General features: G+C 70.8%; 20 protein-coding genes and 1 pseudogene. 10 read left to right on the plus strand and 11 right to left on the minus strand.

Annotation, left to right across the window (positions count from 1 at the left end; genetic code table 11):
* Positions 1 to 366: 366 nt before the first annotated feature.
* Positions 367 to 711, plus strand: coding sequence for a DoxX family protein (locus ACF09C_RS31200; protein WP_392096355.1), 345 nt, complete (start codon positions 367 to 369; stop codon positions 709 to 711).
* Between the two features lie 160 nt (positions 712 to 871).
* Positions 872 to 2,128 carry an SGNH/GDSL hydrolase family protein gene (locus ACF09C_RS31205; RefSeq protein WP_392096357.1) on the plus strand — a complete coding sequence of 419 codons (1,257 nt, stop codon included), beginning with the start codon at positions 872 to 874 and terminating at the stop codon, positions 2,126 to 2,128.
* A gap of 317 nt (positions 2,129 to 2,445) precedes the next feature.
* On the opposite strand, the gene ACF09C_RS31210 is transcribed toward ACF09C_RS31205, so the two are convergent.
* The gene (locus ACF09C_RS31210) at positions 2,446 to 3,339 is read right to left on the minus strand and encodes a LysR family transcriptional regulator (protein ID WP_392096358.1); all 894 of its coding nucleotides are present in this window, start codon (positions 3,337 to 3,339) and stop codon (positions 2,446 to 2,448) included.
* A gap of 376 nt (positions 3,340 to 3,715) precedes the next feature.
* Positions 3,716 to 4,300: a hypothetical protein gene (locus tag ACF09C_RS31215; RefSeq protein ID WP_392096360.1), complete on the minus strand. Its 585-nt coding sequence runs from the start codon at positions 4,298 to 4,300 to the stop codon at positions 3,716 to 3,718.
* A 292-nt stretch (positions 4,301 to 4,592) separates the two neighbouring features.
* On the opposite strand from ACF09C_RS31215, the gene ACF09C_RS31220 reads away from it, so the two are divergent.
* Entirely contained in the window at positions 4,593 to 5,207 is a 615-nt protein-coding gene (locus tag ACF09C_RS31220; RefSeq protein ID WP_392096361.1) for a hemerythrin domain-containing protein, read from the plus strand.
* Between the two features lie 185 nt (positions 5,208 to 5,392).
* Here ACF09C_RS31220 and ACF09C_RS31225 read toward each other — a convergent pair whose 3' ends face one another.
* The 4 genes from ACF09C_RS31225 to ACF09C_RS31240 all read right to left on the minus strand — a co-directional run bounded on the left by ACF09C_RS31225 (position 5,393) and on the right by ACF09C_RS31240 (position 8,523).
* Positions 5,393 to 5,854, minus strand: coding sequence for a hypothetical protein (locus tag ACF09C_RS31225; protein WP_392096363.1), 462 nt, complete (start codon positions 5,852 to 5,854; stop codon positions 5,393 to 5,395).
* Positions 5,851 to 6,369 (minus strand): RNA polymerase sigma factor, encoded by a 519-nt coding sequence (locus tag ACF09C_RS31230; protein ID WP_392096364.1) that lies wholly within the window; start codon positions 6,367 to 6,369, stop codon positions 5,851 to 5,853. The genes ACF09C_RS31225 and ACF09C_RS31230 overlap by 4 nt, the downstream gene beginning before the upstream one ends.
* Entirely contained in the window at positions 6,366 to 7,703 is a 1,338-nt protein-coding gene (locus ACF09C_RS31235) for an alpha/beta fold hydrolase (RefSeq protein ID WP_392096366.1), read from the minus strand. The genes ACF09C_RS31230 and ACF09C_RS31235 overlap by 4 nt, the downstream gene beginning before the upstream one ends.
* A 139-nt stretch (positions 7,704 to 7,842) precedes the next feature.
* Entirely contained in the window at positions 7,843 to 8,523 is a 681-nt protein-coding gene (locus ACF09C_RS31240; RefSeq protein WP_392096368.1) for a response regulator, read from the minus strand.
* Between the two features lie 313 nt (positions 8,524 to 8,836).
* Between ACF09C_RS31240 and ACF09C_RS31245 the strand changes: the two genes are divergently transcribed.
* The 4 genes and pseudogenes from ACF09C_RS31245 to ACF09C_RS31260 form a co-directional block, all read left to right on the plus strand.
* The gene (locus tag ACF09C_RS31245; RefSeq protein ID WP_392096370.1) at positions 8,837 to 9,829 is read left to right on the plus strand and encodes an ABC transporter ATP-binding protein; all 993 of its coding nucleotides are present in this window, start codon (positions 8,837 to 8,839) and stop codon (positions 9,827 to 9,829) included.
* Positions 9,826 to 10,647, plus strand: coding sequence for an ABC transporter permease (locus tag ACF09C_RS31250; protein ID WP_392096371.1), 822 nt, complete (start codon positions 9,826 to 9,828; stop codon positions 10,645 to 10,647). The genes ACF09C_RS31245 and ACF09C_RS31250 overlap by 4 nt, the downstream gene beginning before the upstream one ends.
* A 74-nt stretch (positions 10,648 to 10,721) precedes the next feature.
* The gene (locus ACF09C_RS31255) at positions 10,722 to 12,449 is read left to right on the plus strand and encodes a sensor histidine kinase (RefSeq protein WP_392096373.1); all 1,728 of its coding nucleotides are present in this window, start codon (positions 10,722 to 10,724) and stop codon (positions 12,447 to 12,449) included.
* A gap of 123 nt (positions 12,450 to 12,572) precedes the next feature.
* A pseudogene (locus ACF09C_RS31260) lies at positions 12,573 to 12,662 on the plus strand (class II aldolase/adducin family protein); the annotation flags it as partial.
* A gap of 567 nt (positions 12,663 to 13,229) precedes the next feature.
* Here the strand turns inward: ACF09C_RS31260 and ACF09C_RS31265 are convergent.
* Together ACF09C_RS31265 and ACF09C_RS31270 are read right to left on the minus strand one after the other, a co-directional pair.
* Positions 13,230 to 13,637, minus strand: a complete 408-nt coding sequence (locus tag ACF09C_RS31265; protein WP_392096375.1) for an ATP-binding protein — start codon at positions 13,635 to 13,637, stop codon at positions 13,230 to 13,232.
* A gap of 88 nt (positions 13,638 to 13,725) precedes the next feature.
* A complete protein-coding gene (locus ACF09C_RS31270) occupies positions 13,726 to 13,848 on the minus strand; it encodes a hypothetical protein (RefSeq protein WP_392096377.1) in 123 nt (40 codons plus the stop codon).
* A gap of 16 nt (positions 13,849 to 13,864) precedes the next feature.
* On the opposite strand from ACF09C_RS31270, the gene ACF09C_RS31275 reads away from it, so the two are divergent.
* Positions 13,865 to 14,143, plus strand: a complete 279-nt coding sequence (locus tag ACF09C_RS31275) for a helix-turn-helix transcriptional regulator (protein ID WP_392096378.1) — start codon at positions 13,865 to 13,867, stop codon at positions 14,141 to 14,143.
* 6 nt (positions 14,144 to 14,149) lie between these two features.
* Here the strand turns inward: ACF09C_RS31275 and ACF09C_RS31280 are convergent, their stop codons facing one another.
* The 3 genes from ACF09C_RS31280 to ACF09C_RS31290 all read right to left on the minus strand — a co-directional run bounded on the left by ACF09C_RS31280 (position 14,150) and on the right by ACF09C_RS31290 (position 20,788).
* Positions 14,150 to 15,280, minus strand: a complete 1,131-nt coding sequence (locus ACF09C_RS31280; RefSeq protein ID WP_392096380.1) for a hypothetical protein — start codon at positions 15,278 to 15,280, stop codon at positions 14,150 to 14,152.
* Between the two features lie 124 nt (positions 15,281 to 15,404).
* Positions 15,405 to 18,770 carry a PQQ-binding-like beta-propeller repeat protein gene (locus tag ACF09C_RS31285; RefSeq protein ID WP_392096382.1) on the minus strand — a complete coding sequence of 1,122 codons (3,366 nt, stop codon included), beginning with the start codon at positions 18,768 to 18,770 and terminating at the stop codon, positions 15,405 to 15,407.
* Between the two features lie 101 nt (positions 18,771 to 18,871).
* On the minus strand, positions 18,872 to 20,788 hold the full coding sequence (locus ACF09C_RS31290) for a carbohydrate binding domain-containing protein (protein WP_392096385.1): 1,917 nt from the start codon (positions 20,786 to 20,788) through the stop codon (positions 18,872 to 18,874).
* Positions 20,789 to 20,908: 120 nt separating this feature from the next.
* Here ACF09C_RS31290 and ACF09C_RS31295 point away from each other — a divergent pair, with 120 nt between their 5' ends.
* Both ACF09C_RS31295 and ACF09C_RS31300 read left to right on the plus strand, forming a co-directional pair.
* A complete protein-coding gene (locus tag ACF09C_RS31295) occupies positions 20,909 to 22,690 on the plus strand; it encodes a heparinase II/III family protein (RefSeq protein ID WP_392096387.1) in 1,782 nt (593 codons plus the stop codon).
* A 45-nt stretch (positions 22,691 to 22,735) separates the two neighbouring features.
* Complete coding sequence (locus tag ACF09C_RS31300; protein ID WP_392096389.1) at positions 22,736 to 23,773, plus strand: LacI family DNA-binding transcriptional regulator; 1,038 nt, start codon at positions 22,736 to 22,738, stop codon at positions 23,771 to 23,773.
* Positions 23,774 to 23,818 lie beyond the last annotated feature (45 nt).

Here is a 23,818-nt window from a genome sequence, read left to right on the forward strand (position 1 = left end):
GACCGGACCTGACCGGCGACCTCGTCGACTCCCTGGTGACAGGCCTGGGTGGACACCTCCACCACGAAAGGCGGCCGCCCTCCTCCTGGCCCAGGAGGCCCTCGCACCCGACCAGTGGACTCGCTTCGACCAGGTGCACGCTCAGCGGATCGAAGCAGGCGCGGCCGAGATCCTGTCCTGGCTCCTCGACGGAGCCGACCCGTGGACTACCACGGCGCTGCTCGCACACCTGCCCACGCCCGAAGGACGCGCGTACGAGCAGTACCGGCAGCCCGCCTACACGGCGCTCGACCAGTGGAACACGCCGGTCTCGGCCCGACCCCTCGCACACCCCTCGCCCCCACCGAACACCTTTGGAGTACCCGCATGTCCGCCACCGTGATCGTCAGCGTCCTGACCGCCGCCTGGGTCGGCTTCTCCGGCCTCTCCCTGCTGCGCAGAGCCCAGTTCGTCGTGGAACCCCTCGCCCAGTACGGGGTGCCCCGGTCCTGGTGGACTCGGCTCGGGGTGGCCAAGCTCGCCGGCGCGGCCGGCCTGCTGATCGGGCTCGCGGTACCCGTGATCGGAGTGCTGGCCGCAGTCGGCCTGGTGCTCTACTTCCTCGGCGCGGTCGTGACCGTCCTGCGGGCCCGCTCGTACAAGACCGTCGCGTTCCCCCTGCTCTACCTGGCTCCGGTCACGGCCACCCTCGCTCTGGGACTCACGGCCTGATACCCGGGCGACACCGCTCGAACCGAGCCGATACGGAGCATCGGACACGGGAGAACCGCCTCGCCGAACGCGCGGCGTCTGAACGCCCCACGTCCCACCGGCCCGGCCACCGTTCCCTGCCCCGTCCCAACCGGTCATCCACATCCGAAAGAGTCCCACGATGCGCCTTCCCCGACTGCCCCTGACTGCCGCCGCCTTGGCGACCCTCCTGATCGCCGCCACAGCCCCCGCGCACACGGCCACTGCCCCCTCGGGAGCACACCGCTGGACCGCCGGCTGGGCCACGTCCGTGCAACGCCCCTCCCAGAGCTGGTACCCGACCTGGGCGGAGGCGGGCTTCGACGACCAGACCGTGCGACAGACCGTACGTGTCGGCGCGGACGGCTCCCACCTGCGCGTACGCCTGTCCCACGCCTTCGGTACGACCCCGCTCCAGTTGGCCGGCGCCACCGTCGGAGTATCTGCCGGGGGCGCCGCAGTCCGGCCCGAGACCATCCGCACGCTGACCTTCCGCGGATCCGTCTCCCCTTCGATCCGGCCCGGGGAGCGGCCGGCCAGCGACCCGGTCCGGCTGCCGGTGAAGGCGGGTGACCGGCTCGCCATCACCCTGTTCTTCAAGGGTCCGTCGGGTCCGGCGACCTTCCACAACGTGGCGATGGAGACCGCGTACCGGGCCGATGGCGACCACCGCGCGGATGCGAACGCGAACGCGTTCGCGCAGGAGAGCTCGTCCTGGTACTTCCTTGAAGGCGTGGACGTGGCCGGGAATCCGGCGGGAGTGCGGCGGGACGCGGTCGTCGCCTTCGGTGATTCCCTCACCGACGGGGCAGCCTCGACCCCCGGAGCCGACAAACGCTATCCCGACCAGCTCTCCCGGCGGCTGTCGGCCGAAGGACGGCAGCGTCCGGTCCTCAACGCGGGCATCGGCGGCAACCGAGTGCTGAGCGACTCCGCGTGCTTCGGAGAGAAGGCCACCACCCGCTTTCGGCACGATGTCCTCAACCAGGTCCGAGTGGGCACGGTCATAGTCCTGGAGGGCACCAACGACATCCTCATGGGCGAGACCGCTGCGAACCCCTGCACCACCACGAACCGGCGTGTGACGGCGGCCGAGTTGATCGAGGGCCACCGCGCGCTGATCCGCGCGGCCCGCGCCCGAGGGATCACCGTCGTCGGCGGGACGCTCCCGCCCGGCAAGGGCCTGGAGAGCGGGACTCCCGCCGAGACCCGCGCCGCGCTCAACCAGTGGATCCGCACCAGCGGCGCCTACGACGCCGTCGTGGACTTCGACCGCGTCCTCGCCGACCCGCTGAACCCCGGGCAGCTCCTCCCCGCGTACGCCAGCGGGGACGGCCTCCACCCCAACGACGCCGGGTACCAGGCGATGGCGGATGCCGTGGACCTGGACTCCCTGTAGAGCCGCGAAGCCGGTGTCGCGGATGGGGGAGGCCCACCGCGAGCTCCGAATCCCTCGCCGGCGCCGGCAGAGGCCAACCCCGAGCGGTCCTGACTCCTCGCTTCGCGCCGGCGCCCGCCAGGCCGCCCAGGGCCACCGAGTCCGTTCACGGTTCCGGTGCCCCGGCGGGGCGGCTGACGCCGCAGGTGCGTCCTCGAACCGCGCCCTCACGCAGCCCAGCAGCGGACGTCGCCAAGACTCGGGCTCTGGCTCAGTTTCTGTGCTGCAGTGCAGCTGCTCGGCACATCGCGGCCGACGAGCGAGGGAACCGGCAGGTGTCAGAACCGGTACACGCCGAGATCTCGTACCGTGTCAGCCAGAGCGCGGATGAGGTCGTTCTCGGCTTCGGTCCGCCAGACCAGAGCGAAGTTCATGGTCGTCATATCGGGGACGGGAAGCCATCGGATGTTCGACATGCCCCAATACCTGGTGACATGACCGGGGAAGGCGTGGATGATCTCGCCCATGCCGACGCGATTGATCAGCTCATCACCAGTATCCGCGGCAGCGGACGTGATGCGCTCGATCGTACGGCCTCGTGGGGTTTGGAAGGGCAGGTAACTGTCCTCCCAATAGTCGGGCAGGCCGAGGGCAGTGCCATGAGGGAAGTCGGCGAAAAGCTCCAGTGGCACGGAGTCCCGTCCCGCGAGCCGGTGGTCGGCTGCCACGGCGAGGATCCGGGAGTCGGTGCACAGGGTCGGCCCGACGGTGAAGTCCGGTTCTTCCACGGGGAGCCAGATGACAACGACGTCCATGGCACCGCTACGGAGCTGGCCGAACACATCGGTGAAAGTTACCTGCCGGATCTCGAGTCCCCATTGCGGGTACCGCGCGCGGAACGCCTTCCAGTAGGGGTACAGATCGACGACGTTGAAGGGCATCAGGCTGACACGGAGCTGTGCGGTGATGCCACGGGCCGCCAGCCGGGCGCGCTCTAGGGATTCGTGCAGGCCCGCGTATACGGGTTGCAGATCGTCGCGGAACTGTCGGCCGACCTCGGTCAGGCCCACCACGCGGCTGGTACGGGTGAAGAGGTCGGCACCGATGCGCCGTTCCTGCTTCTTTATGGCCTGGCTGACGCGCGCCTGGGAGACGTGCAGCCGCTGTGCGGCCCGACCGAAATGCAGCTCCTCCGCCAGTACCAGGAAGATCTCGATGTCCCGCAGCTCCACCGGCCCCCGGCCTTCCGTATAATCCAGCGGTTATCGAACCACTTGGAAGTCTTCCTTGATCATACGTGCGAGTTCCACGATCGTTTGAAGCATGCCGCCACGCACGATGAAGCCCATATTCATGCGGTCGCGAGGATGACGTACCCCGGCAACGCCTTCGTCCCGATATCGACGTGTCTCGTCTTCAAACACGTCAACGTTGTGGTCGGTAAGCCCGTCGGCACGCGCTGGAACCGCACATGAGCGACGCCATCGATCTGACTGGCTACGTAGGTCAGAACGGGGAACGCTTGTCGCTGAGTATGGAGAGCACCAACCAGTTGCGAGCTCCTCAGATGTCGGCGACTTCTCGGAACGCAGCGTCGGGCTGCGGCCTTCAGGGCGACGCGATCTGTGGGGTCACGCCCGGGCAGGGGGTGACCTCTGCAAGAGCCTCACCCTGGGTCCGGCGCAGGTAGTAGGCCCGTGTTACCACCGCCAACAACGGTCCCCAGGCAAGGATCGGGATGTAGCAGGCCCACAGGGCCCACGCCCCCGGGCCGCTGGTCGGAAAAGCCTCACCGGTGTCGTTCAGCGGGGGAACGAAACGGAACACGTAGTTCAGGGTGGCGTACGCGGCGAGGCTGGTAGCCAGGAAGGCACCGATGCCGGCTGGGACGACGACGGCGCGGACCGGCAGCACACGGCCGCCGGCGAACGGAATCCAGGTAGGCAGCCGTTCCCCCCAGGGCTGTACGAGTCCCAGGGTGAGCAGAGCCAAGCACTCCGCGACCAACGAGAGCGAGAGCACGTACAGCCGCTCCCCTGGCAACCAGTCGTGCCCGGCGTACCAGTCGGGCCAGCCGACGACGAGCGCGATGCGCCACAGCCCCGATGGCAGAGCGCACAAAGGGATGGCGTACGCCGCCCACTTGATGCCGCGGGGTACATCGACGACGGTCTGGGGGTGGTTCGGGCTCATCTCGGTCTTCCTTTCACCGGAGTTCCTTCACCGCCATGCTCACCCCACCGCTTACGGCACCGCATCCACCGCCGGTCCTCACCTTCTCCCCCGTTTGGGGGGCAGGCATGCAACTCAGGGCCGAGCCCCGGCACCGCCTCCGACCTCGTCACGCAGAGCGCATCCCTGTTCCGGAAGCAAGTACCCAGGCGTTCTCGAAACTCAGCGGCATCGAACTTCCACGGCACCAGCCGTTCTCGTAACTGAGCAGCAGACGTTCCCGGAACTCGCCTACAAGACCAATCTGACCGTGATGTACGCGATGCATGATGCCCTGCGCCGGGAACTGGCCCATCTGGACCGGATTGCCACCTCCGCGGACCGTGACCCCCGGCATGTCCTGGCCACCGCTGCCGGATGGACGCTGCTCAAGAAGGCCCTTCACGCCCACCACACGGCGGAAGACGACGCTCTGTGGCCATCGCTGCGGAAGAATCTGGCCGGCCGGCCGAAGGACCTGGCCCTCGTGGAAGTGACGCCGGCCGAACGCGCCGCCATCGCCCTGGTGATCCAGGCCATCGACGATGCGCTGGCCGACCCCGATTCGGACTCGCTGCGGTTTTGCCAACTTGCCGACGCGCTGACCCGCGGTCTGGCCGGGCACCTCAACCACGAGGAGCAAACGGCCCTCCCCCTGATCCAGCGGGTGCTCACAGTCGAGCAGTGGGGCCGCTTCGGCCGGGTCCATGCCCATCACATTGACCAGGACGCACCGCTTCTGTTGCCGTGGCTGCTGGACGGTGCCGAGGAACCGATGACGAGGAGGCTCCTCGCCCGACTGCCCGCTCCCGAGTACGCCGCGTGCACCGCCCGGTGGATGCCGGCGTACGCCGTTCTCGACCGCTGGGGTCCGGGCACTGCGGCCTGACGCAGCTTCACCAGTCTCTGCCCTTGCGGTGTATCGGCCAACGAGAACACCGGTTCGCGGCATCCCGAGGTACGACCAACTCGACCGTGGGAGTCCCCTGGCCGTTATCGATGGTCGTGCGGTCAGCGTGCATCATGCCGCGTCATCCGGCCCGGCGACCTCCGGAAGCCATTCATCAGTCGAAGTCACCTCTCGCTTCGGCCGGTTGGACGCGGGCGGTCGAGCCGCGCGCCCAGGCGGCGGGCCGCGTGGTCGAGTTCACCCAGGGTGCCGAAGGGGAGCACCGCCGCGCGGGTGGGGATGCGGACGCCGCCGGTCAGGGCGATGCGGGTGGCGGTGCCGTCCGGGGTCGGGGCGGCTGCCATGCCCGCGATCAGGAACCGGCTCTGCAGCCAGCACCAGCCGGGCCGCCGGTAACCTCGCAGGTGCGCGCGGAACCCGTACTTGCTGCGGGCCAGCGCCTCCAGCCGGTCGCCGTCGGCGTGGAGGATCCGGACCCGCTCCAGGTCGGGGAGGAAGTCCAGGGCGGACATGGCCTGCCACGCCTCCTCGAAGGGCGCGGGGAGGACGTGCTCAGCGACGCGGGCGCCGCGCACCCCGGCCGCCATCACGTGCAGCCGCTGGATCGTGTCGAGATCGTGTGTCATGCGGACCATGCCTTTCGGAAGCTCATCCGGGCCCGGTGCAGCCGGGACTTGGCGGTGCCGGGCGGGATGCGGAGGGCCGCCGCAGCAGCCTCCTCGTCCAGCCCCTCCACGTCCCGTAGTACGAGCACGGCCCGATGCTCGGGGGAGAGCCGGGCGAGGACGTCGTCGATGTCGGCGGCCAGCTGCGGATCCCCACGCTCCGGCACATCGGCCAACTCGGCCGGCCGGGCCCGCGCGGCACGCTGGGCGATCCGGACGGCCTCCCGGACCGCGATGGCCCGCACCCACCCGTAGAGCGCTTGCGGGTCCTTCAGCGACCGCAGTGACCGGAACACGGCCAGCAGGGTTTCCTGGGTGGCGTCCGGGCCGTCGGCAAGCGCGATAGGGATGCAGATGCGGGCGATGTACGGGCTGAGGTGGTCGAGGAGTTCGTGCAGCGCGAGGGTGTCGCCGGCCCGTGCCGCCCGTGCCAGCGCCACCCCCTTGTCCCGTCTGTCACTGGTCGCGTCAGTCACTTCAGGAACTCTTCCATGGCTGCGTTCACCCGATCCGGGCAGTCCAGGGTCAGCGCGTGCCCGCACCCGTCGAGCACCGACACCCGTGCGTCCGGGAGCAGCCGGCCGAAGCGGTCCGCCTGCCAGGAAGGGAGGACGGAGTCCTGGCGGCCCCAGAGGACGAGCACCGGCTGCCGGGTGGACGGTAGCGCCGCCTGCGTCTCCCGCCAGTCCAGGCCGCGCTCCAGCCGGTACGTGGCGCGCCGGTTGGTGTCGAGCGTGCCGGGCGCCCAGGCCGCGTCCACGATCTCCTCGGTGACCCGGTCCTGGTTCACGAACAGCCCGCGTACGGCCGATTCTGCGGCCCCGCGGCCCGCCCCGAGTCCGGTCAGCAGCTCGCCGGCGACGGGCAGTTTGAGGGCCTCCCAGAACGCGGGGTCCCGCTCGTGCAGCCCGGAGGAGGCGAGCAGGGCCAGCCGGGACACCCGCTCCGGGTGCCGCTGGGCGTAGGCCAGGGCCCAGCCGCCGCTCCACGAGTTCCCGGCGAGCGCGGCCCGCTGGATGCCGGTGGCGTCCAGGAAGCTGCCGATGGCCTTGGTCATGCCCTCCAGGTCCCAGGTCAGGGAGCGGTCGCGGAGCTCCGTGAAGCCCTGCCCGGGCAGGTCGACCACGTACACCGTGTGGGTACGGGACAGGGTGGCGACCTGCTCGCGCCACGCGAACGTCCACGAGGCCCCGGGGGAGAGCAGAACGACGGGCGAGCCGCCGGACCCCCGCTGCACGTAGTGGAAGCGGGCCACCGGCGTCTCCACCCACCGCGAGTCCGCCGGGGCGGCGTAACCGCGCTGCTCGGCCGGCTGATACGCGTACGCGGTGCCCGCGAGCAAGGCCACGACGGCTAGGGGCAGCGCGAGGAGCTTCCGGGGCAGCGGGCCGAGGAGGCGGGTCGCCGCCAGCCAGCCGAAGCCCAGGCAGAGTGGGGTGTAGAGCGTCAGGTTCAGCCAGTGGAAGGCGGGCCCGGCGCCGTCGCCGACGCCGAACGACCAGATCAGGCCGAGCAGTCCGCGTGCCAGCAGCCCGGCGGTGACCGTCCAGGCCGCTGCGGCGGCGAGCCGGCCGCCGCGCCCGTCGGCGCGGGCGAGCAGGAGGGCGGCGGTGGTCAGTCCGAGCAGGGCCAGCGGGAGCACCAGGCGCGGCGCGAAGGACACGACCCCGCCGAGGACGGCGAGGGACAGCGCCCGTTCGTCGGGCGCGGGCCAGGTGAGGCCGGTGGCCCAGTACAGGTGGGCGAGGCCGTCGACGGCGAACAGTGCGGCCAGCGCCCGCCCTGCCTGTTGTCTGCTGATGTCAACCACGAGTGAACCCCGGTGTGTTGGTGGAAAAACCGACACCCTGAGGAGGAGGCACGCAGGGAGAACGTTCCCTGTGGCCCTGGTCACAGCCTCGTCACACCCGGGTCGCATCGGGTCGGGCTGCCAGGGTTCGTACGTCGGGTCAGTGCGGGCGTGGCGGGACCAGGCCGGCCTCGTACGCGGAGATGGCCGCCTCCACCCGGTTGCGCGCGCCCAGCTTCGCGAGCACCGCGCTGACGTGTGCTTTCACCGTGCCCTCGACGAGGTGCAGCCGGTTCGCGATCTCCGCGTTGGACAGCCCGGCCCCGAGTCCGGCCAGCACCTCGCGCTCCCGTTCCGTGAGCCGGTCCAGCGAGCGGTGAGGATGCGCCGCCCGATGCGCGCGCAGCCCGGCGATGACCCGGCCGGCGACCCGCGGGGACAGGTAGGCCCCGCCGGCTCCCACGGCCCGTACCCCGTTGAGCAGTTCCCTCGGGTCGTCCGCCTTCAACAGGAAGCCGTCGGCACCGTCCTCCAGGGCGCGGGTGACGTACTCGTCCTGTCCGAAGGTCGTCAGCATGATCACGCCGACCTCCGGCTGCTCCCGGTGGAGCCGGGCCGCCGCCGTCAGCCCGTCCACTCCGGGCATCCGGATGTCCAGCAGGACCACGTCCGGCCGGTACCGGCGGGTGAGCGCGATGGCCTCGTGCCCGTCGCCCGCCTCGGCGACCACCTCGACGTGCGAGTCCCTGGCGAGGATGGCCCGCACACCCGCCCTGACCATCGCCTCGTCGTCGGCCACCAGGACCCGGACCGGTCGGCTGCTCGGTGTCGTCGCTTCCACTCGGCGAGCCTACGGTCGGCGCGGTGCCGTGTGAACGTCGATCCCCGCAGATCCGCCCCGGGTCGGGGCACACCCCCGACGAAGGGCATGAGTCCGCTGCCGTTCGACCCATGGGCGCCGGCCCCGCGGACTCCTAGCGTCGATTCCGTACGGGAAACGAGGCGGCAGCCCCGGGCCGGGCGCTGCCACGCCGGGCCCGGCCCTGCCGCGCCGGGTCGGACCCACCACGCGTCGTCGGTCGGTGGGCGCCGCCGTCCACTTCCACGTGCCATATTCCGCGGCCCGCTGTCCGTGACCGACATGAAGGAACTCCGTGATCACCCTCCAAGGTCTCACCAAACGCTACGGCGACACCCTCGCCGTGGACGAGCTGACATTCGACGTCCAGGCCGGCCGCGTGACCGGCTTCCTCGGCCCCAACGGGGCAGGGAAGTCCACCACGATGCGCATGATCCTGGGCCTGGACCACCCCACCCGAGGGCGGGCCCTGATCGCCGGCCGGCCCTACGCGGAGCTGCGACGGCCGCTGTGCGCGGTCGGCGCGATGCTGGACGCCCGGGCCGTCCACCCGGCCCGTTCCGGCCGCGCCCACCTCGTCGCCCAGGCCCGGGCCAACGGCATCCCGGTACGCCGCGTGGACGAGGTGCTGGAGACGGTGGGCCTGACGAAGGCGGCGCGCCGTGCGGCGGGCACGTACTCGCTCGGCATGAGCGGGCGGCTCGGGGTGGCGGGCGCCCTGCTCGGGGATCCGCCCGTGCTCGTCCTGGACGAGCCGGTCAACGGTCTCGACCCGGACGGCGTGCGGTGGATCCGACGACTCGTCCGTGACCGGGCGGCGGAAGGACGCACGGTGTTCCTCTCCAGCCACCTGATGAGCGAGATGCAGCTGACGGCCGACCATCTCGTCGTCATCGGACGGGGCCGGCTGCTGAGCGACACCTCCATGACGGAGTTCCTCGCCACCGCCTCTCCCGCGTCGGCACGGGCCGTCGTACCCGACCCCGGGGAGCGGGCGACACTGGTCCGCCGTCTGATGACGGCCGACGGGGTGAGCGTCGAGACGACCGCGTCCGGCGAACTCACCATCGAGGGCCGCACCGCCGCCGAGATCGGCGACCTGGCCCACCACTGCGGGATCCGGCTGCACGGGCTGAGCGACGTACGGGTCTCGCTGGAGCAGGCGTACATGGATCTGACGGCGCGCAGCGTCGAGTACACGACCGGCGCGACCGGCGCGACAGTCGGCGGGAGCGCCGCGGACACGACCGGCGCCGCCGCGGTGACGGACGAAGGGGGACGACGGTGACCACGACGACGACATCCGGCGGGCGGACGAACCCTGGGCACCAGGCCGTGTCCGGCCCCGCCGGCCGGGGCGCGCCCGGTGGCTTCGCCGGGGCGATCGCCTCCGAATGGACCAAACTGTGGTCCGTCCGAGCCCCGTACCTCTGCCTCCTTGCGGGCCTCGCGATCACCGGCGTCTTCACCTACTACTACGCCTCGATCTCCCGTATCAACGACGATCCCATCCAGCCGGTCGGCAACGCGGCGGCCTCCTCCGCCGTCCTCGTCCAGTTCGCCGTCGTCGTGCTGGCCACGGTCGCGGTGACCTCCGAGTACTCGACGGGGAGCGTGCGGGCCTCCCTGCTGTGGGTGCCCAGGCGGGACCGGGTCCAGGCGGCCAAGGCCCTGGTGGCGGCCGTGGTGGCGTTCGTCGCCGGCACGGTGTTCGCCGTCATGGGCACGACGGTGGCCTGGGTGGCGTTCGACGGACGGGCCTCCTTCGACGCGGGCCAGAGCCTCAGGCAGGTCCTCGCGGTCGGTCTCTACCAGGCGTTGGTCGCCGTGCTGACCGTCGGCGTGGCCTTCGCCACGCGCCACGCGGCCGGCGCGCTCTCGCTCCTCCTCACCCTTCTGTGGGCCCTGCCGAGCGTGCTCCTGGGACTCGGAGGTCCGGCGCTCGCGGACGTCAACGACCATCTGCCGTACGGATCCGGGGACCACTTCATGCGCGTCGGGTCCGAGGCCCCGCACGCGCCGCTGACGGCGGTCCTGGTCGTGGCGGCGTGGGCCGCGGCCGCGCATCTGACCGGCCTGTACGTGCTGCGTCGGCGGGACGCCTGACCAGGCGTCGGGTCCGTCCCGCAGAATTGATCCGGCCAGGTGAGGACATCCATCGGAGGGACGGTCGACGCGCCATGCTGCACACGCGCATACCCCTGGCCAGGTCTGTGCGCGGCGACGTGGCCCTGTGGGGCGTGCTCGCCGCCGCCACCGGCTACGGGTTCCGGGAGGCGGGCGCGGCCTCGCTGGTCCTGGACCTGCTCCTCCCGTTGGCGGTTCTGGCGGTGGCCGTGCCGCTGTCCCGCCGCCGGCCGGGGGCCGGGGTCGTCCTGGTCAACGGATTGTGCGCGCTGGGCCTGGCCGACTCCGCGACCCCCGCCAACGCCCACGTCCTGTCCCTGGCCGCCCTGAGTTGTCTGCTGGGTGCCCGGGTCGCCGCGGCCGGGCGCCCGCTCCTGGTGCTCGCCGCGTGCTTCGCGGTCGATCTCGTGACGTGCGCGGTGCTGCGGACGCAGGCCGTGTGGTGGTTCTACGCGCTGACCGTGCTGCCCGCCGCCCTTCTGCTGCCCTGGCTGGCCGGACGTCACTGGCGCGGCCGGCGCGAACTCGTGCGGGAGGGCTGGCGGCTGGCCCGGAGCCTGGAGGAGCGGCAGCATCTGGTCGCGGAGCGGGCGCGGCTGACCGAACGCGCGGACATCGCGGCCGACATGCACGACTCCCTCGGCCACGCCCTGAGCCTGGTCGCGCTGCGCGCCGGGGCCCTGGAACTCTCCCCGGACCTCACCGACCGCGACCGCACCGACCTCGCCGAGCTGCGCGGGACGATCGCGGACGCCGTGGAGCAACTGCGGGAGACCGTCGCCGTCCTGCACGACCCGCCCGCAACGGAAGCGGGTGCGGGCCTGCCCGTCGACGACACCGTCGAGGACCTTCTCGGACGGGCGGTCGCCTCCGGGGTGCCGGTGCGCTGGGAGCTGCGCGGGGTGGTGCCCGAACTGTCCCCCCTGGTCGAACGCGGGATGTACCGGGTGGCGCAGGAGGCCCTCACCAACGCCGTGAAGCACGCGCCGGGCTGTACGGTCCGGGTGCGGATCACACACGAGGCCGACCGTACCCGCGTGAGTGTCGTCAACGCCGCTCCGCCCGCCGGCGGACCGACGCGCACGTCCGACGGCTCGGCGGACTTCGTCGGCCGCCGGGGGCTGACAGGGCTTCGGGAGCGGGTGACCGTCCTCGGCGGCTCCTTGCAAACGGGGCCGTACGAAGGCGGGTTCCGCGTCATCGCCGTACTCCCGCACCAGACCACGGTCGGCCGCCCTGCGACACCGGTGCCGGGACCCGGGAAGGCGCCAAACCCCAGGGAGGCACCCGGCCCCGTGGAGGCGCCCGGAGCACCGGCCTGGGCCCGAGGGCGGCACACCGGGTCCGCGTCGGCGTCCGAGAGTGCTCTCCACCCGGACACGGACAACGCCACACCGGAGTCCGCCAAGCGGCTCGCCCACGTACGGAGCGCCGCGCGCCGCCGCTCCGTCGCCGCTTTCGTGGCGCCTGCCGCCGCAGCCGCGTTCTTCGTGCCCGCCGCGGTCTACCTGGCCTGGCAGCTGACGACGAGCGTGCTGCCGCCATCCCGGTTCGACGAGCTGGCCACCGGCCGGCCACGCGCCGAACTCGCTTCTCTGCTGCCTGCCCGCGCCTTCCCCTACCCGTCCGACCACGCCCGTACCCTGCCCGGGCCCCTCGGCGCGACGTGCGAGTTCTACCGCTCGGGCCGGGACCTGTTGGGCGAGGTCGACCTGTACCGGCTCTGCTGGTCCGGCGACACCCTGGTGGCGAAGGACACCGTGCCCGCGAGCCGGCCCTGACCAGCCCCTTTCACCCCTTCACCCCTTCACCCCGGGAGTCCGTTCGGCAACAGCGATACGCTCCCGCATCTCCCGGCCGCGTCCGACTTGGTGGCGCCGCTGGGCGATGCCCGGAACGCCCTCGCGCCCGGTGGCCACCCGGCCCTCGTTCTCCGCAACCACGGCCTCCTGACCGTCGGCGATACCGCGGCCCGGGCCTTCCTCCGCATGTACAGGCCACGCGCAGATTCTGCGGCTGGTAGTTCCAGGCCCCTCCCCGCGCTCCTCCGAGCACCAGCGCGGATGGGGTGTCGACAGGGGCGCGGTAATCCGGCGCGGTGTGCGGCGTGTCACACGCGGGGCCGTGGGATCCACGTGGGATCATCGCCGTGACTTCACACTCACGTTCCATCCAAAACCCCAGGTCAAGGCGGTTAGAGCCCGACGCTGCAGACCGGGGCACCCGTTTCGCCACACCGACGAGCAGCGATCGCCACACGCAAAAACACCCCCTCAGGAGCGTTTCCGCAGGTCAGAACGGTTTTTCTTCGGTGGGGCGGGTGGGACTCGAACCCATTTCAGTGACGCGTCTCACCTGCGACGACGCCGAAAGATCGGACATATCAATCCGATTCCATCCCGCTGCGTCCGCCCTCGATCCCGCTCGATCGGGGGCCGTTAGGCGTTCGCCACACCGGCTTCTCCACATCAGCGCGCAGGGTTCCGACACGTCCCCCGGCCTCGACGAGGTCCTCCCCATCACCGCGGAAACCAGCGTTTGCCACCACGGGCAAGGCGGACTCAGCCCGCGTGGATCTGGAGCCAGACCCACGTGCCTCGGTCACCCACAGTGGCCACACCCCAAGCCCCGGCCACCGCGTCAAGAAGGTCCAGCCCACGTCCCGTCTCCATCTCCGTCTCAGCCCCGACCTCCTCGGCCCGGCTCGACCTGTCTCCCGATCCCATGCGGGGATTCGTGTCGAACACGGCACCGGTCACCACCCTCGCCTCCCGGTCGTAACCGACGGCGACCTCGATGGCCGGCCCGTCGGCGTGGCGGACCGCGTTCGACACCACCTCGCTCAGAAGCAGCGCCGCTTCGTCCGTTTCGTCGTGCCCGACGGACGGTATTCGGTTCAGGACGTGCCGTGCGTCGGCCGCGGCACGGGGGTGACGAGGCAGTACGGCGATCCCGCTGTGTGCGTGCATGAAGTGCTCCGTATCTCGGTGTGCCGGGGAGGGCGGATCGCCCCCGTTCGTTCGCTCCCGTCGGAGGATCCCCGCGGGGGGCGCTCTGTCAGCGTCGGAGCCGGTCGTGTTCCTGGACCACGTACAGCCGGGGGCGCGCCCGCGGAAGGTTCAGTCCGCGGAAGACGGCCGCCATGCGCAGGGCGAAGACCACACCTGCGGAGCTCGCCACACAGGGTGACGATCGGATGAAACCCGAGGCCGACCCGCGCATCGCCGCGTTGACCAGTCGCCAGGTCGATGTCCTGCGACTGCTGGGGCGGGGCCTGTCCAACGCCGACATCGGGGCCGAACTGGGCATGGCCGAAGCCACGGTCAAGTCGCAAGTCACCCAGCTCCTCGCCCCGGCTCGGAGCCTCGAACCGGGTCGAAGCCGCTCGGATCGCGTTCCGGTCGGGCCTGTCCGGAGAGGAGGCATAGCTGCCGGGCCGACCCGATGGTCGTCGTCACCGGCCCCGCCTTCGTGAGGGCGGTTACCTGGCCATCAGCGCACCGGCGGCCACCGCCGAGGCCACCGTGCCGGCAGCCACCACTCCGGCAGCGGCGAACACCGGCATCCTCAGGCTCCACGTACGCAGCCCGGGAGATCTGGACCACCGGTCGAGCAACGCGTCCCGGCCACGCAGTACGGCCACCCCGACACCGATGAGCGTCAGAGCCATACCACTACCGAAAGCGGCGACCATCGCGAGAGCCATGGCGACTTTGCCTGTCAGCAGCCCGGTGAGCAGGACGAGGAACGCCGACGGCGAGGGCAGCAGACCGCCCGATGTGCCGAGAAGAACCAGCCCCCGCCACGTGAGCAGCGAGGGGGCGTCCGGGATGTGATGGCCGTGGCTGTGGCCGTGGCCGTGGCCGTGGCCGTGGCCGTGAGCATGATGATGACGGTGGCGCAGATGTCGCCGCAGCAGGCCCACTCCCACACCCGCCACCACCAGTGCGGCGGCCAGCTGCAGCCACCCGGTCAGCGCCGCCATGTCCGGCGTGCTGCTCGCAGCCATCCACCATCCGACCGCCAGGGCCGCGACCGAGAACGTGTGCATCACGGCGACGATCGCGCCGAGCCACACCGCGTCCCGCGGCCTGCCCCGGGCGCCGACGAGATAGCCGGCTGCCAGCGACTTGCCGTGCCCCGGAGCGCACGCGTGCAGCGCGCCCACGGCCGCCGACACCAGGAGCGCCAGCGGGAGGGTCGCACCGTGGTCCAGCAGTGCCGGCAGGTCGGTCACCCACACGCCGCCGCCCGGCGGCGTACGCGTCACCGCCGCGGCCGACGTCGTCGCCAGCGTTCGTGTGGGCTCCTTCGCCGTGTGCAGCCCGCCTCCGCCCGTGTCCGTCACCGACAGCGTCCGGTACACCGGATCGACGTCCGTCAGCGCCGTGACCGTCAGCTGGATGCGCGTCACCTGCCGTGGACAGACGAAGCGGAGCCGCAGACCGGCCGCCGATGCCATCCGGCAGGGGTGGCCGTCCTGGCGTACGGTGATGTGCTGGCTCAGATAGCCCGCCGTATCGCCGTCGGATGCCTTCTCGAGTACGGCGACATCGTCCCGTTGCGCGGACCAGGTGGCATCGACGCTGGTGCCCGACACCACGATCTTCACGACGGGAGGGGTTCCGAGAGGGTGCGCCTGGGCCGTCCCGGCGCTGCTGAACAGCAACGCCGGGACGGCGGCCAGCAGGAGCAACACCCTGGTGCGCAGTGCTCGCACAGTGGTGCTTCCCCCTCTACTTCCGGCGTGCGGCCAGCGCGTGGACCGTGCCGTCGTCCGTCAGGGCGAAGATCCAGTCACCGCTCACCGAGAGCGCCGAGGCCACTCCCGCGCCGAGGTCGTAGGACGTGCTCTGCCTCCCGGTCGCCCTGTCCAGGACGAGCAGGCGCCCGTCCCAGGTGCCGACGTACACATGCTCCCGCGTCACCAGAGGATGCATCGTCGGCGAGCCGGCGCCCGCCGAGCAGCCCATGGCCACCCGCCACTTGTCGTCCGTCGGGCTTTCCCCGGGCAGATAGCCGGTACGGGTCTCCCACACCGGCGTGGACGGATCGGCGGCACTCGTGTCGTAGGCCCGTACGACACCGTCACGGCCCGCGACGTACGCGGTGGTGCCCCACACAGCGGGGCTGGTGAGCGGCGCGCGCCCCGGCTCGCAGGTGCTGCCGCCGCCGAGCCTGGACTCCCAGACGACGACACCGGTCTTCGGGTCGTGGCCGCGGGTGCCGTACGCCGTGAACGTCACCAGCTGTGCATCGCCTCCGGCCGGGTCGGTCAGTACAGGGGACGAGTGGCTGTCGATGTCGCCCGCGGTCCCCGTCACCCACAGCTGGGTACAGGTGGCCAGGTCCATCGCGATGACGGTGCTGCTCGACATGGAGTGCAGATAGGCGGTGTCGGAGCCGGGCTCGCGGATCACCGTGCTGTGCGCCTGCCCCCAGGAGAACGCGGCGCCGAAGCCGCCGGGCAGCATCCCGCCGGTCTCGGCGTCCCGGCAGCGGACCGTGGAGGCGTCCTGGTAGACGGCGACGGAGCGGTCCGCGCCCGCCAGCGCGAAGACGCTGACCGGTCCACCCGCGCGGCCGTAGCGGCGCACGGTGTCGCCGTGGTTCTCCTCACGGTCGATGGACTGCCAGACGATCCGGCCGTCGCGCGCGTCCAGCGCGTAGATCCGGCCGACGCCGGTGGTCAGATAGACCTTGCCGCCATGGAGTGTGGGCGCCGACTCGGCGTCGCCGTCGAGGTAGGTGCGCCACTGCTCACGCCCCGAGGCGATGTCGTAGGCGAGCATCATGCTGTACGGCGAGTCGAAGGCGCGGGAGGAGACGATGAGCCTGCCGTCGGCGACGACCGAGCCGTTGAGGTTGAACTGCTCGCCGGTGTGGCGGGCCCACCGGAGGTCGAGCTGTGCGCCCGGCGCATCGCCGCTTGCGGACCGTCCGGCCTCGTCGCCGCCCTGCCGCAGCCAGTCCTTCCCGGTCCGTGGCCGGCCGAGCACGGACTCGCGTACGACCTCGAACGTGTGGGTGATGACGGGGAACTTCGCGCCCCTGGTGTCGTAGGCGACCGACTCGGCCGTGTACGTGCCGGACCGCAGCCCGTGCAGGGTGCTGCTCGCCCGGGTCCAGGCGCCGCGCGCGTCGGGGCAGGGTTCGGGCCTGCCGCCGGGCGGGGTGTAGCAGTTCTCGACGCGGGGCCGGGATGCGCCCGTGCCGAATCGGAGGTCCACGCGCTTCACCAGGTGCCCGCTGCTGTCGCGGACGGTCACCACTGCGCGGGCGGGCGTGCGGCCGTCGTCCTCCGCGTACACCTCGACCGGCACTCCGGCGCGCTCGCCGTGCACGCCGGCGTCGGCGGGGCTGACGAGCGCGGCGTCGTCGTCGATGTCGAACTGGCGGTGGATACCGGTCACATGCCCGGTGTCCTCGTTCCGATGGGTGCGCGGGTCGTCGGTGATGCCGCTGAAGTCGAGGACCTTGTAGTCGGGCCGGGCACCGTCGATGCCGTACGTGCCCTGGTTGTTGATCTCGACCGAGTGCTTGAAGGCGCCACGGCGGAACTCGGCCTGCTGGTTGTGGCCGGCCGCGACCATCCGTACGTCGTACTTGGCGAGTTCGTCGATGGTGGGCTGCATGCCCGCGCCCGGACCCCACTGGGTGAAGAGCGAGCGGTGCGCGAAGACGAACACCTGCTTACCGACCGCATGCCGGGCGAGGTCCTCGCGCAACCAGTCCAACTGCGGCTTCAGCCCGCTGGAGTCGTAGTTGTCCTCGAGGACGACGATGTGGCGGCCGTTGCGGTCGAAGCTGTACCACTCGGGGCCGAGGTTGCGGCGGTAGTACTCCATGCTGCCGGCGTAGCCCTGGGAGGCCGCCGTGCCGCCGAAGTCGTGGTTGCCCATGACCGGGTAGAAGGGGTGGCCGAGCCGGCCCTCCTCGAGTCCCTTGCTGAACAGGTCGTAGCCGCCCTGGCGGCGCGGCTCGGCCGCGTAGTCGGTGACGGTGAGGTCGCCGGTGGCGATCTGCATCGTCGCGCCGTCGACCTCGGACATGGCCCGCACCTGTCCGGTCCACTGGGGCAGGATGCGGCGGGCCTCGTCGTCGGTGCGGTTGCCGACCTCCGGGTCGGAGTTCATGACCCACTTCTCGGTGGGGTCGGAGGCGTTGCGGTCGGGTACGAGGGCGAAGTCGACGCCGGTGCCGCCGGTCTCGGGAACCTTCTGGAAGAACCGCGGGATCCAGTCCTCGCGCAGGGCGGGCGTGTAGCCGTCGGGCGAGACGATGCTGACGAGGTCGGTCTCGCGCCGCGCCGGGTCCAGCTGCAGCCGGTACGAGCCGTCCGCCCCGGTCGTGGTCCACACGGCGCCGTCGGTGACATCGACCCCGGGCATGGGCCGCTCGCCCTTGTCCAGTAGGCCGTTGCCGTTGGTGTCCTTGAAGACGGTTCCCTCGACGGTGGAGGCGGTCGCGGCCGGTTCGGCGACGTCGTCGGCGTACGCAGTCTGGGGCGCGAGGCAGGAGAGGACGACGGCACCCGCGGTGGCGACCTGAAGCCTGCGCGGGGCGCGCCGCAGACCGCGTACGAGCGACGGCAGTCGCCGGGCGACGAGCAGGAGGACGGCACCGGCGGCGGTGACAAGCACAACGGTGAGCCAGGGGAACGCCGGCAGCGCCTGGACGCCGCCGGCGTCGACGAGCGGCGTGGCCGCGGTGGCGTCACCCGTCGTGCCGTCGAACTCGACGACGACCTGGGCCAGTCCGCCCTCCTCGATGAGCGCGCTCATGTCGAGCGCGTCGACATGGCAGCCCCACGCCAGCTCGACGACGACACCGCCGGGCACACCTCCGTCGTCCCCGGGCACACCGGAACCGGTTGCCGGGCATCCGGCGGAGAGCAGTCCGGCCGCCCAGTCGCCGGCCTGGCCGGGCGCCACCACGGCGCTGCTGACGATGAGCCGGCCGCTGGTGGCGTCGTCACCTGTGGCGACGACCAGTTCGGCGTGCTCGCGCGTCACGTGCGCGAACGCCGGCTGGGCTCCGATGCCCAGCACAAGGAACAGCAGCGTGAGCACGAGCCCGGCTGCCGTGCGTTTGGGTCTCATTGACTGTGCCTTCTGGAGTGTGGTGAGCGCCGTCCGGCCCCTGAGCCGTCTGCCGCACCGCTGGCACGCGGCGGCGGCGTTCAGAGGCCGGACGGCCGGAGTCAGGGCTGCGCTACCAGGCTGATGTCGTCGCACCAGCCGGTGGAGGTGCCGGTACGGATGAAGCAGTAGACCGTGGCGGTCGTGCTGGTGGATCCGGTGGTGACGGTGACGCTTGCGCCGCGCCAGTCGGAGGTGACGAAGGCCGGGGTTCGGGTCTCCGGGCCGCCGTGGTTCTTGATGCCGACCACGACCTGCATGTCGTTGGCATTGACCCGCCCCCATCCGGACAGGACGTAGGTCGTGTTGGGCGACACGGTCACGGTCTGCTCGAACGACCTGGGCGCGGGTGACGCCTTGGCGCTGTAACTGCCGCTGTGACGCGAGATGTTGTCGATCACGCCGCCGGATGTGACCCAGGGTGCGATGGCGCCGGTCTCGAAGCCGGGGTTGGCCACCAGGTTCGTTCCCGCGCAGCCGGTCTCGTTGAAGGCAGACGCCTGCTGGAAGCCGATGTCCGGGCGGCACACGGTGGGGGCGGCTGCACCGAAGTAGTCCTTCGCACCGGAGTCCGTGGTGACCTGGCCCGCGCCGCGGGCGGGAGAGCCGGACTGGAGGGTGTACCCGGAGGGGCTGGTGGAGCCCGGCGCGGTGAGCAGCGGGTTCGCCGTGATCTTTCCGGGGTCGGCCGGCTCGCTCGCCGGGTGGCTCCCGTAGAAGACGTTGTCGCGCCAGGAGAAGTTGCCGGCGACGTAGTTGCTGCCGCCCCAGCCTCCGCTGCCGAGGTTGTAGAAGATGTTGTTGCTCCACGCCGCCCGGGTGGTGCCGTGCTCGTCCTCGACGATCTTGGTGGTGGAGCCGGTCGGCAGGTAGAAGGTGTTGTTGTAGATCTGGGCGGCCTCCTCGCCCGCGCCGAGCAGGATACGGGCTCCGTCATTGACGGACAGGTTGTAGCGCACGATGGTGCCGGAGGTGCTGCTGCCCGTGTTGCAGGTGCCGCACAGCAGCAGGAATCCGCCCTCGTTGTCGTGGCTGTAGTTGTACTGGATGATCGTGCCGCGGTTGCCGAAGTCCGAGTCGAAGGCCATGCCGTCGGTCAACTTCGGCTTGCGTACCCGGTAGACCTCGTTGTACTGGATGAGAGTGCCGTCCGAGTCGATGGTCCAGATGCCGGCGTTGTTCTGCGCGGAACGCATCCAGATGTCGTAGGCGGTGTTGTACTGCACCACGGCGCCGATGGCGGCGCGAACGACGATGCCGTCACCACCGATGTCGTGGATGGTGTTGTTGGTGAAGACCACGCGCGTGCTGCCGACCCAGCTCGCCGTGCCGGCGGCGCAGGTGCCGTAGATGGGGCGGCAGCCCCACGTGGTCGAGGTGGCCAGACCTTCGCGGTCGACCTTGTAGATCTCGCTGTTCCGCACCGTGACGTCGTCGAAGCGGGTGGGGACAGTGGTACCACTGATCGTGAAGTTGATGCCATTGCTGGCCTTGCTGTCTCCGCCGTTGATGTCGTGGACGTAGACGTCGTCGACGACGTAGTGCGTGCCGGTGCCGAAGTCGTGGAGCTGGACCTGGATGCCGTTGTAGATGCCGACGGTCGGACCGGTGTTGGTCACCTCCAGGTCGTTGATCTCCCAGTGCTGCACGTTGTAGAGGTAGACGGCGGCGAGCACGCCGCCGCCCGCGATGACGGGCCGGGCGCTGCCCGCCCCGTAGGCGGCCACGATGACCGGCGAGCCTGCCGCTCCGGAGCCCTGCGGCTTGAACTGGCCCGAGCACGTGGACCCGCGCTTGAAGAGGACCTGGTCTCCCGGGCCGAGGGTGACGGCGTTGACGGCGGGGAGCGTGTTGAAGGGGGAGCCGACACTTCCGTTGCCGGCGGCAGCCGCCGAGCAGTCGACGTAGTACGAGGTGGAGGCCGCCTGAGCAGGGCCGGGCAGGGCGAGCAGACTTCCGGCCGCCAGAATCAGAGCCACACCGAAGGCTCTTATTGCTGAAAACGTTTTCATTCCAACTCCTCGTTGCTGAAGAGGGACACGCTGCGAAGTGTCCTTGCAGCTTGTGAAACCGGTCAAGAGAAAGTAGAAAACGTTTCTATGAACCGTTACGGAATCTCCGAGTTGACTGCTCTGCTCGCGGCGTCACCGCCGGTGTCGTCCGTCGCCCACCACAGACTGCGGGAGGCGGCAGGCGCGGCCCATGCGGGCCGGTTCATGGCGGAGGTGCGCGAGGAGGCCGCGCTCGGCATCGCAGCAGGCCCTCCACCACAACCCACCTGGTCGCTCTACCGACTGTTCGACGACACGGGTGACCGCATGACCTACGAGCCGCACTTCTTCGCCCGCCGCAGGCGTCTGAACGCGCTGGCACTCACCGCCCTCACCGACGACGATCCGGCGGTCGAGACGGCCCTGGCCGACATGCTCTGGTCGGTCTGCGACGACTACAGCTGGGCCGTGCCGGCCCACGCCTACCAGGCACACGAGCGGGCCGGGTCCATGGAAACCTGCGTCGACCTCTTCTCCTGCGAGATGGCCCACGCCCTCGCCGAGATCACGTTCCTGCTCGCGGACCGGCTCCCCGACCCTGTCGTCCGGCGGGTGCGCACCGAGATCCGGCGCCGGGTGCTGGACCCGCTGTACGCCGACCCGCGGCCCTGGCTGTGGGAGTCCTACACGCACAACTGGTCTGCCGTCTGTGGCGGGGCCGCCGGCATGGCCGCGCTCCTGCTGGAGGACGACCCGGCCGTACTGGCCTCGGCGCTGGTCCGTTCCCTGCGCGCGTTGGACCGCTTCCTGTCGGGCCTGGCCCCTGACGGGGGCTGCGCGGAAGGTGTCAACTACTGGGTCTACGGCTTCGGTTACTACGTCTACTTCGCCGAGGCGCTGCGCGCACGTACCGGCCTGGACCTGTTGGCCGACGAGCCGATGGCGATGGCCGCCGCACGGTTCCCGGCTGCGGCGCAACTGGGCACCGACCGCTATGTGAGCTTTGCCGACGGCAGCTCCGTGACCCCGATGGCGACCGGCCTGCTCGGCCGGCTCGCCGAACGGTTCGGCGTGCCCGTTCCGTCCGTGGCACACATGCCCCTGCTGGGCGAGGACCACTGCTACCGCTGGGCCCACCTCTCCAGAGATCTTGCCTGGACCACACCCGACGTGCTCGGCGGAGCACCACCCACCGGATCGGCGTGGCTGCCGGATCTGGGCTGGCTGACCGACCGGCGCACCGTCGACGGCCTGCCGATCGCGTTCGCCGCCAAGGGCGGACACAACGACGAGCCGCACAACCACAACGATCTCGGGCACTTCATCCTCAGCGCCGGCGGCGAGCAGCTGCTCGCCGACCTGGGCGCGGGCGAGTACCGCGACGGATACTTCGGCCCCGAGCGCTACACCGCCCACCTGCACCCTTCGGCCGAGGCTCATTCCCTGCCCGTCGTGGACGGAAGCCTCCAGCGTGCAGGGCGGGAGGCCGCAGCGGTCGTCCTGTGCTGCGAGCAGACCAAGGAAGGAGTCCGCCTGGAACTGGACCTGTCCGCCGCCTACGACGTTCCCGTACAGGTCCGTCGCAGCTTCGACTGGCGTGCGGAGGGACGCCTCGTCCTGACCGACCGCTTCCTCGGCGCAGCGCGCGTGGACGAGCTCTTCATCAGCCGCATCCGCCCCGAGACCGGTCACGGAACCGTGCGCTGGACAGGCAGCGCCGGCGTCGCCGAGCTGGGCTACGACGGTGACAGTTGGACGGCGACCGTGGAGATCCTGACCACCGCGGACCATCACGCCCGGCCGGACGAGGTGTATCGACTGCGTCTGACCAGGCTTGTTTCTGCTCCCGACGAGGCCGTTTTCGAGATCGTCGTACAGCCGCGCCGCTAGGATGGAAGAAACTGTTCCTATCGGTTTTCTCCCGGAGCGTGTTGGATGACGAAGCGACCGACCATCAGGGACGTCGCGTCCCTCGCGGGGGTGTCGCTCGCCACCGCTTCGCGCGCGCTCTCGGGCGACTACCCGGTCGCCGCGCAGACCCGCGCGAAGGTGCAGCGTGCCGCGCGAGAGCTGGACTACGTTGTCAACGCACACGCCCGCGCGCTGTCCGGGGCGCCGGCCAAGTTCGTCGCCCTGGTCGTCCACAGCGTGCAGGCCCCGTTCTTCGCGTACATCGCGGCCGGTGTCGAGGAGCAGGCCACCCTCGAGGACCGGCTGTGCCTGATCTGCACCACGCACGGAAGCCCCGAGCGGGAGCTGGAAGTCGTCGAGGCTATGCGCGAACAACGTGCCGAGGCGGTGATCCTCGTGGGCGGTGTGGTGGAGTCCGAGGAGTACACCCGCCGGATGCGCCGATACGCCCAGTCCTTGAGCGAGTCAGGTACGCGGCTGGTCCTGGTCGGCCGCCCGCCGCTCGGCCCGGACGTGCCGGCCCTTACCGTCGAGTACGACAACAGCGGCGGGGCCTTCGCGGCGGCGAGCCACCTGCTCTCGGCGGGCCACCGCAAGATCGCGATCCTGGCGGGCGAGCCCGGGTACACCACCAGCGACCAGCGTCTCGACGGATACCGGCGGGCGATGGCGGCCTACGGCATCGAGCCCGATCCGAACCTGCTGCTGCGCGGACATCTGACCCGCGGTGCCGGCATCCAGATGACACGCGAACTCCTTGTCTCTCAAAAGGACTTCACCGCGATCCTCGCGGCCAGCGACGCCGTGGCGTCGGGTGCCTACGGGGCCCTGTTCGAGGCAGGACGTTCCGTTCCCGACGATGTGTCGGTCGTCGGCTTCGACGACGTCCCGGTCGCCGAGGACCTGCGTCCCGCGCTGACCACGGTGCATCTGCCACATGAGGAGCTGGGGCGAACCGCGGTGCGGCACGCGCTGCAGCGGTCCGAACAGACCAAGCAGCATGTGGTGCTGGGCACGCATGTCGTGGTGCGCGGGTCGGTGGCGCCGCGCACCACGGCCTGAGCGACTCCGGGCGCAGCGCGGGAGACGGAAGGATCCCCGCACCCA

This window comes from Streptomyces sp. NPDC014870, assembly GCF_043081505.1.
Taxonomy (GTDB): domain Bacteria; phylum Actinomycetota; class Actinomycetes; order Streptomycetales; family Streptomycetaceae; genus Streptomyces.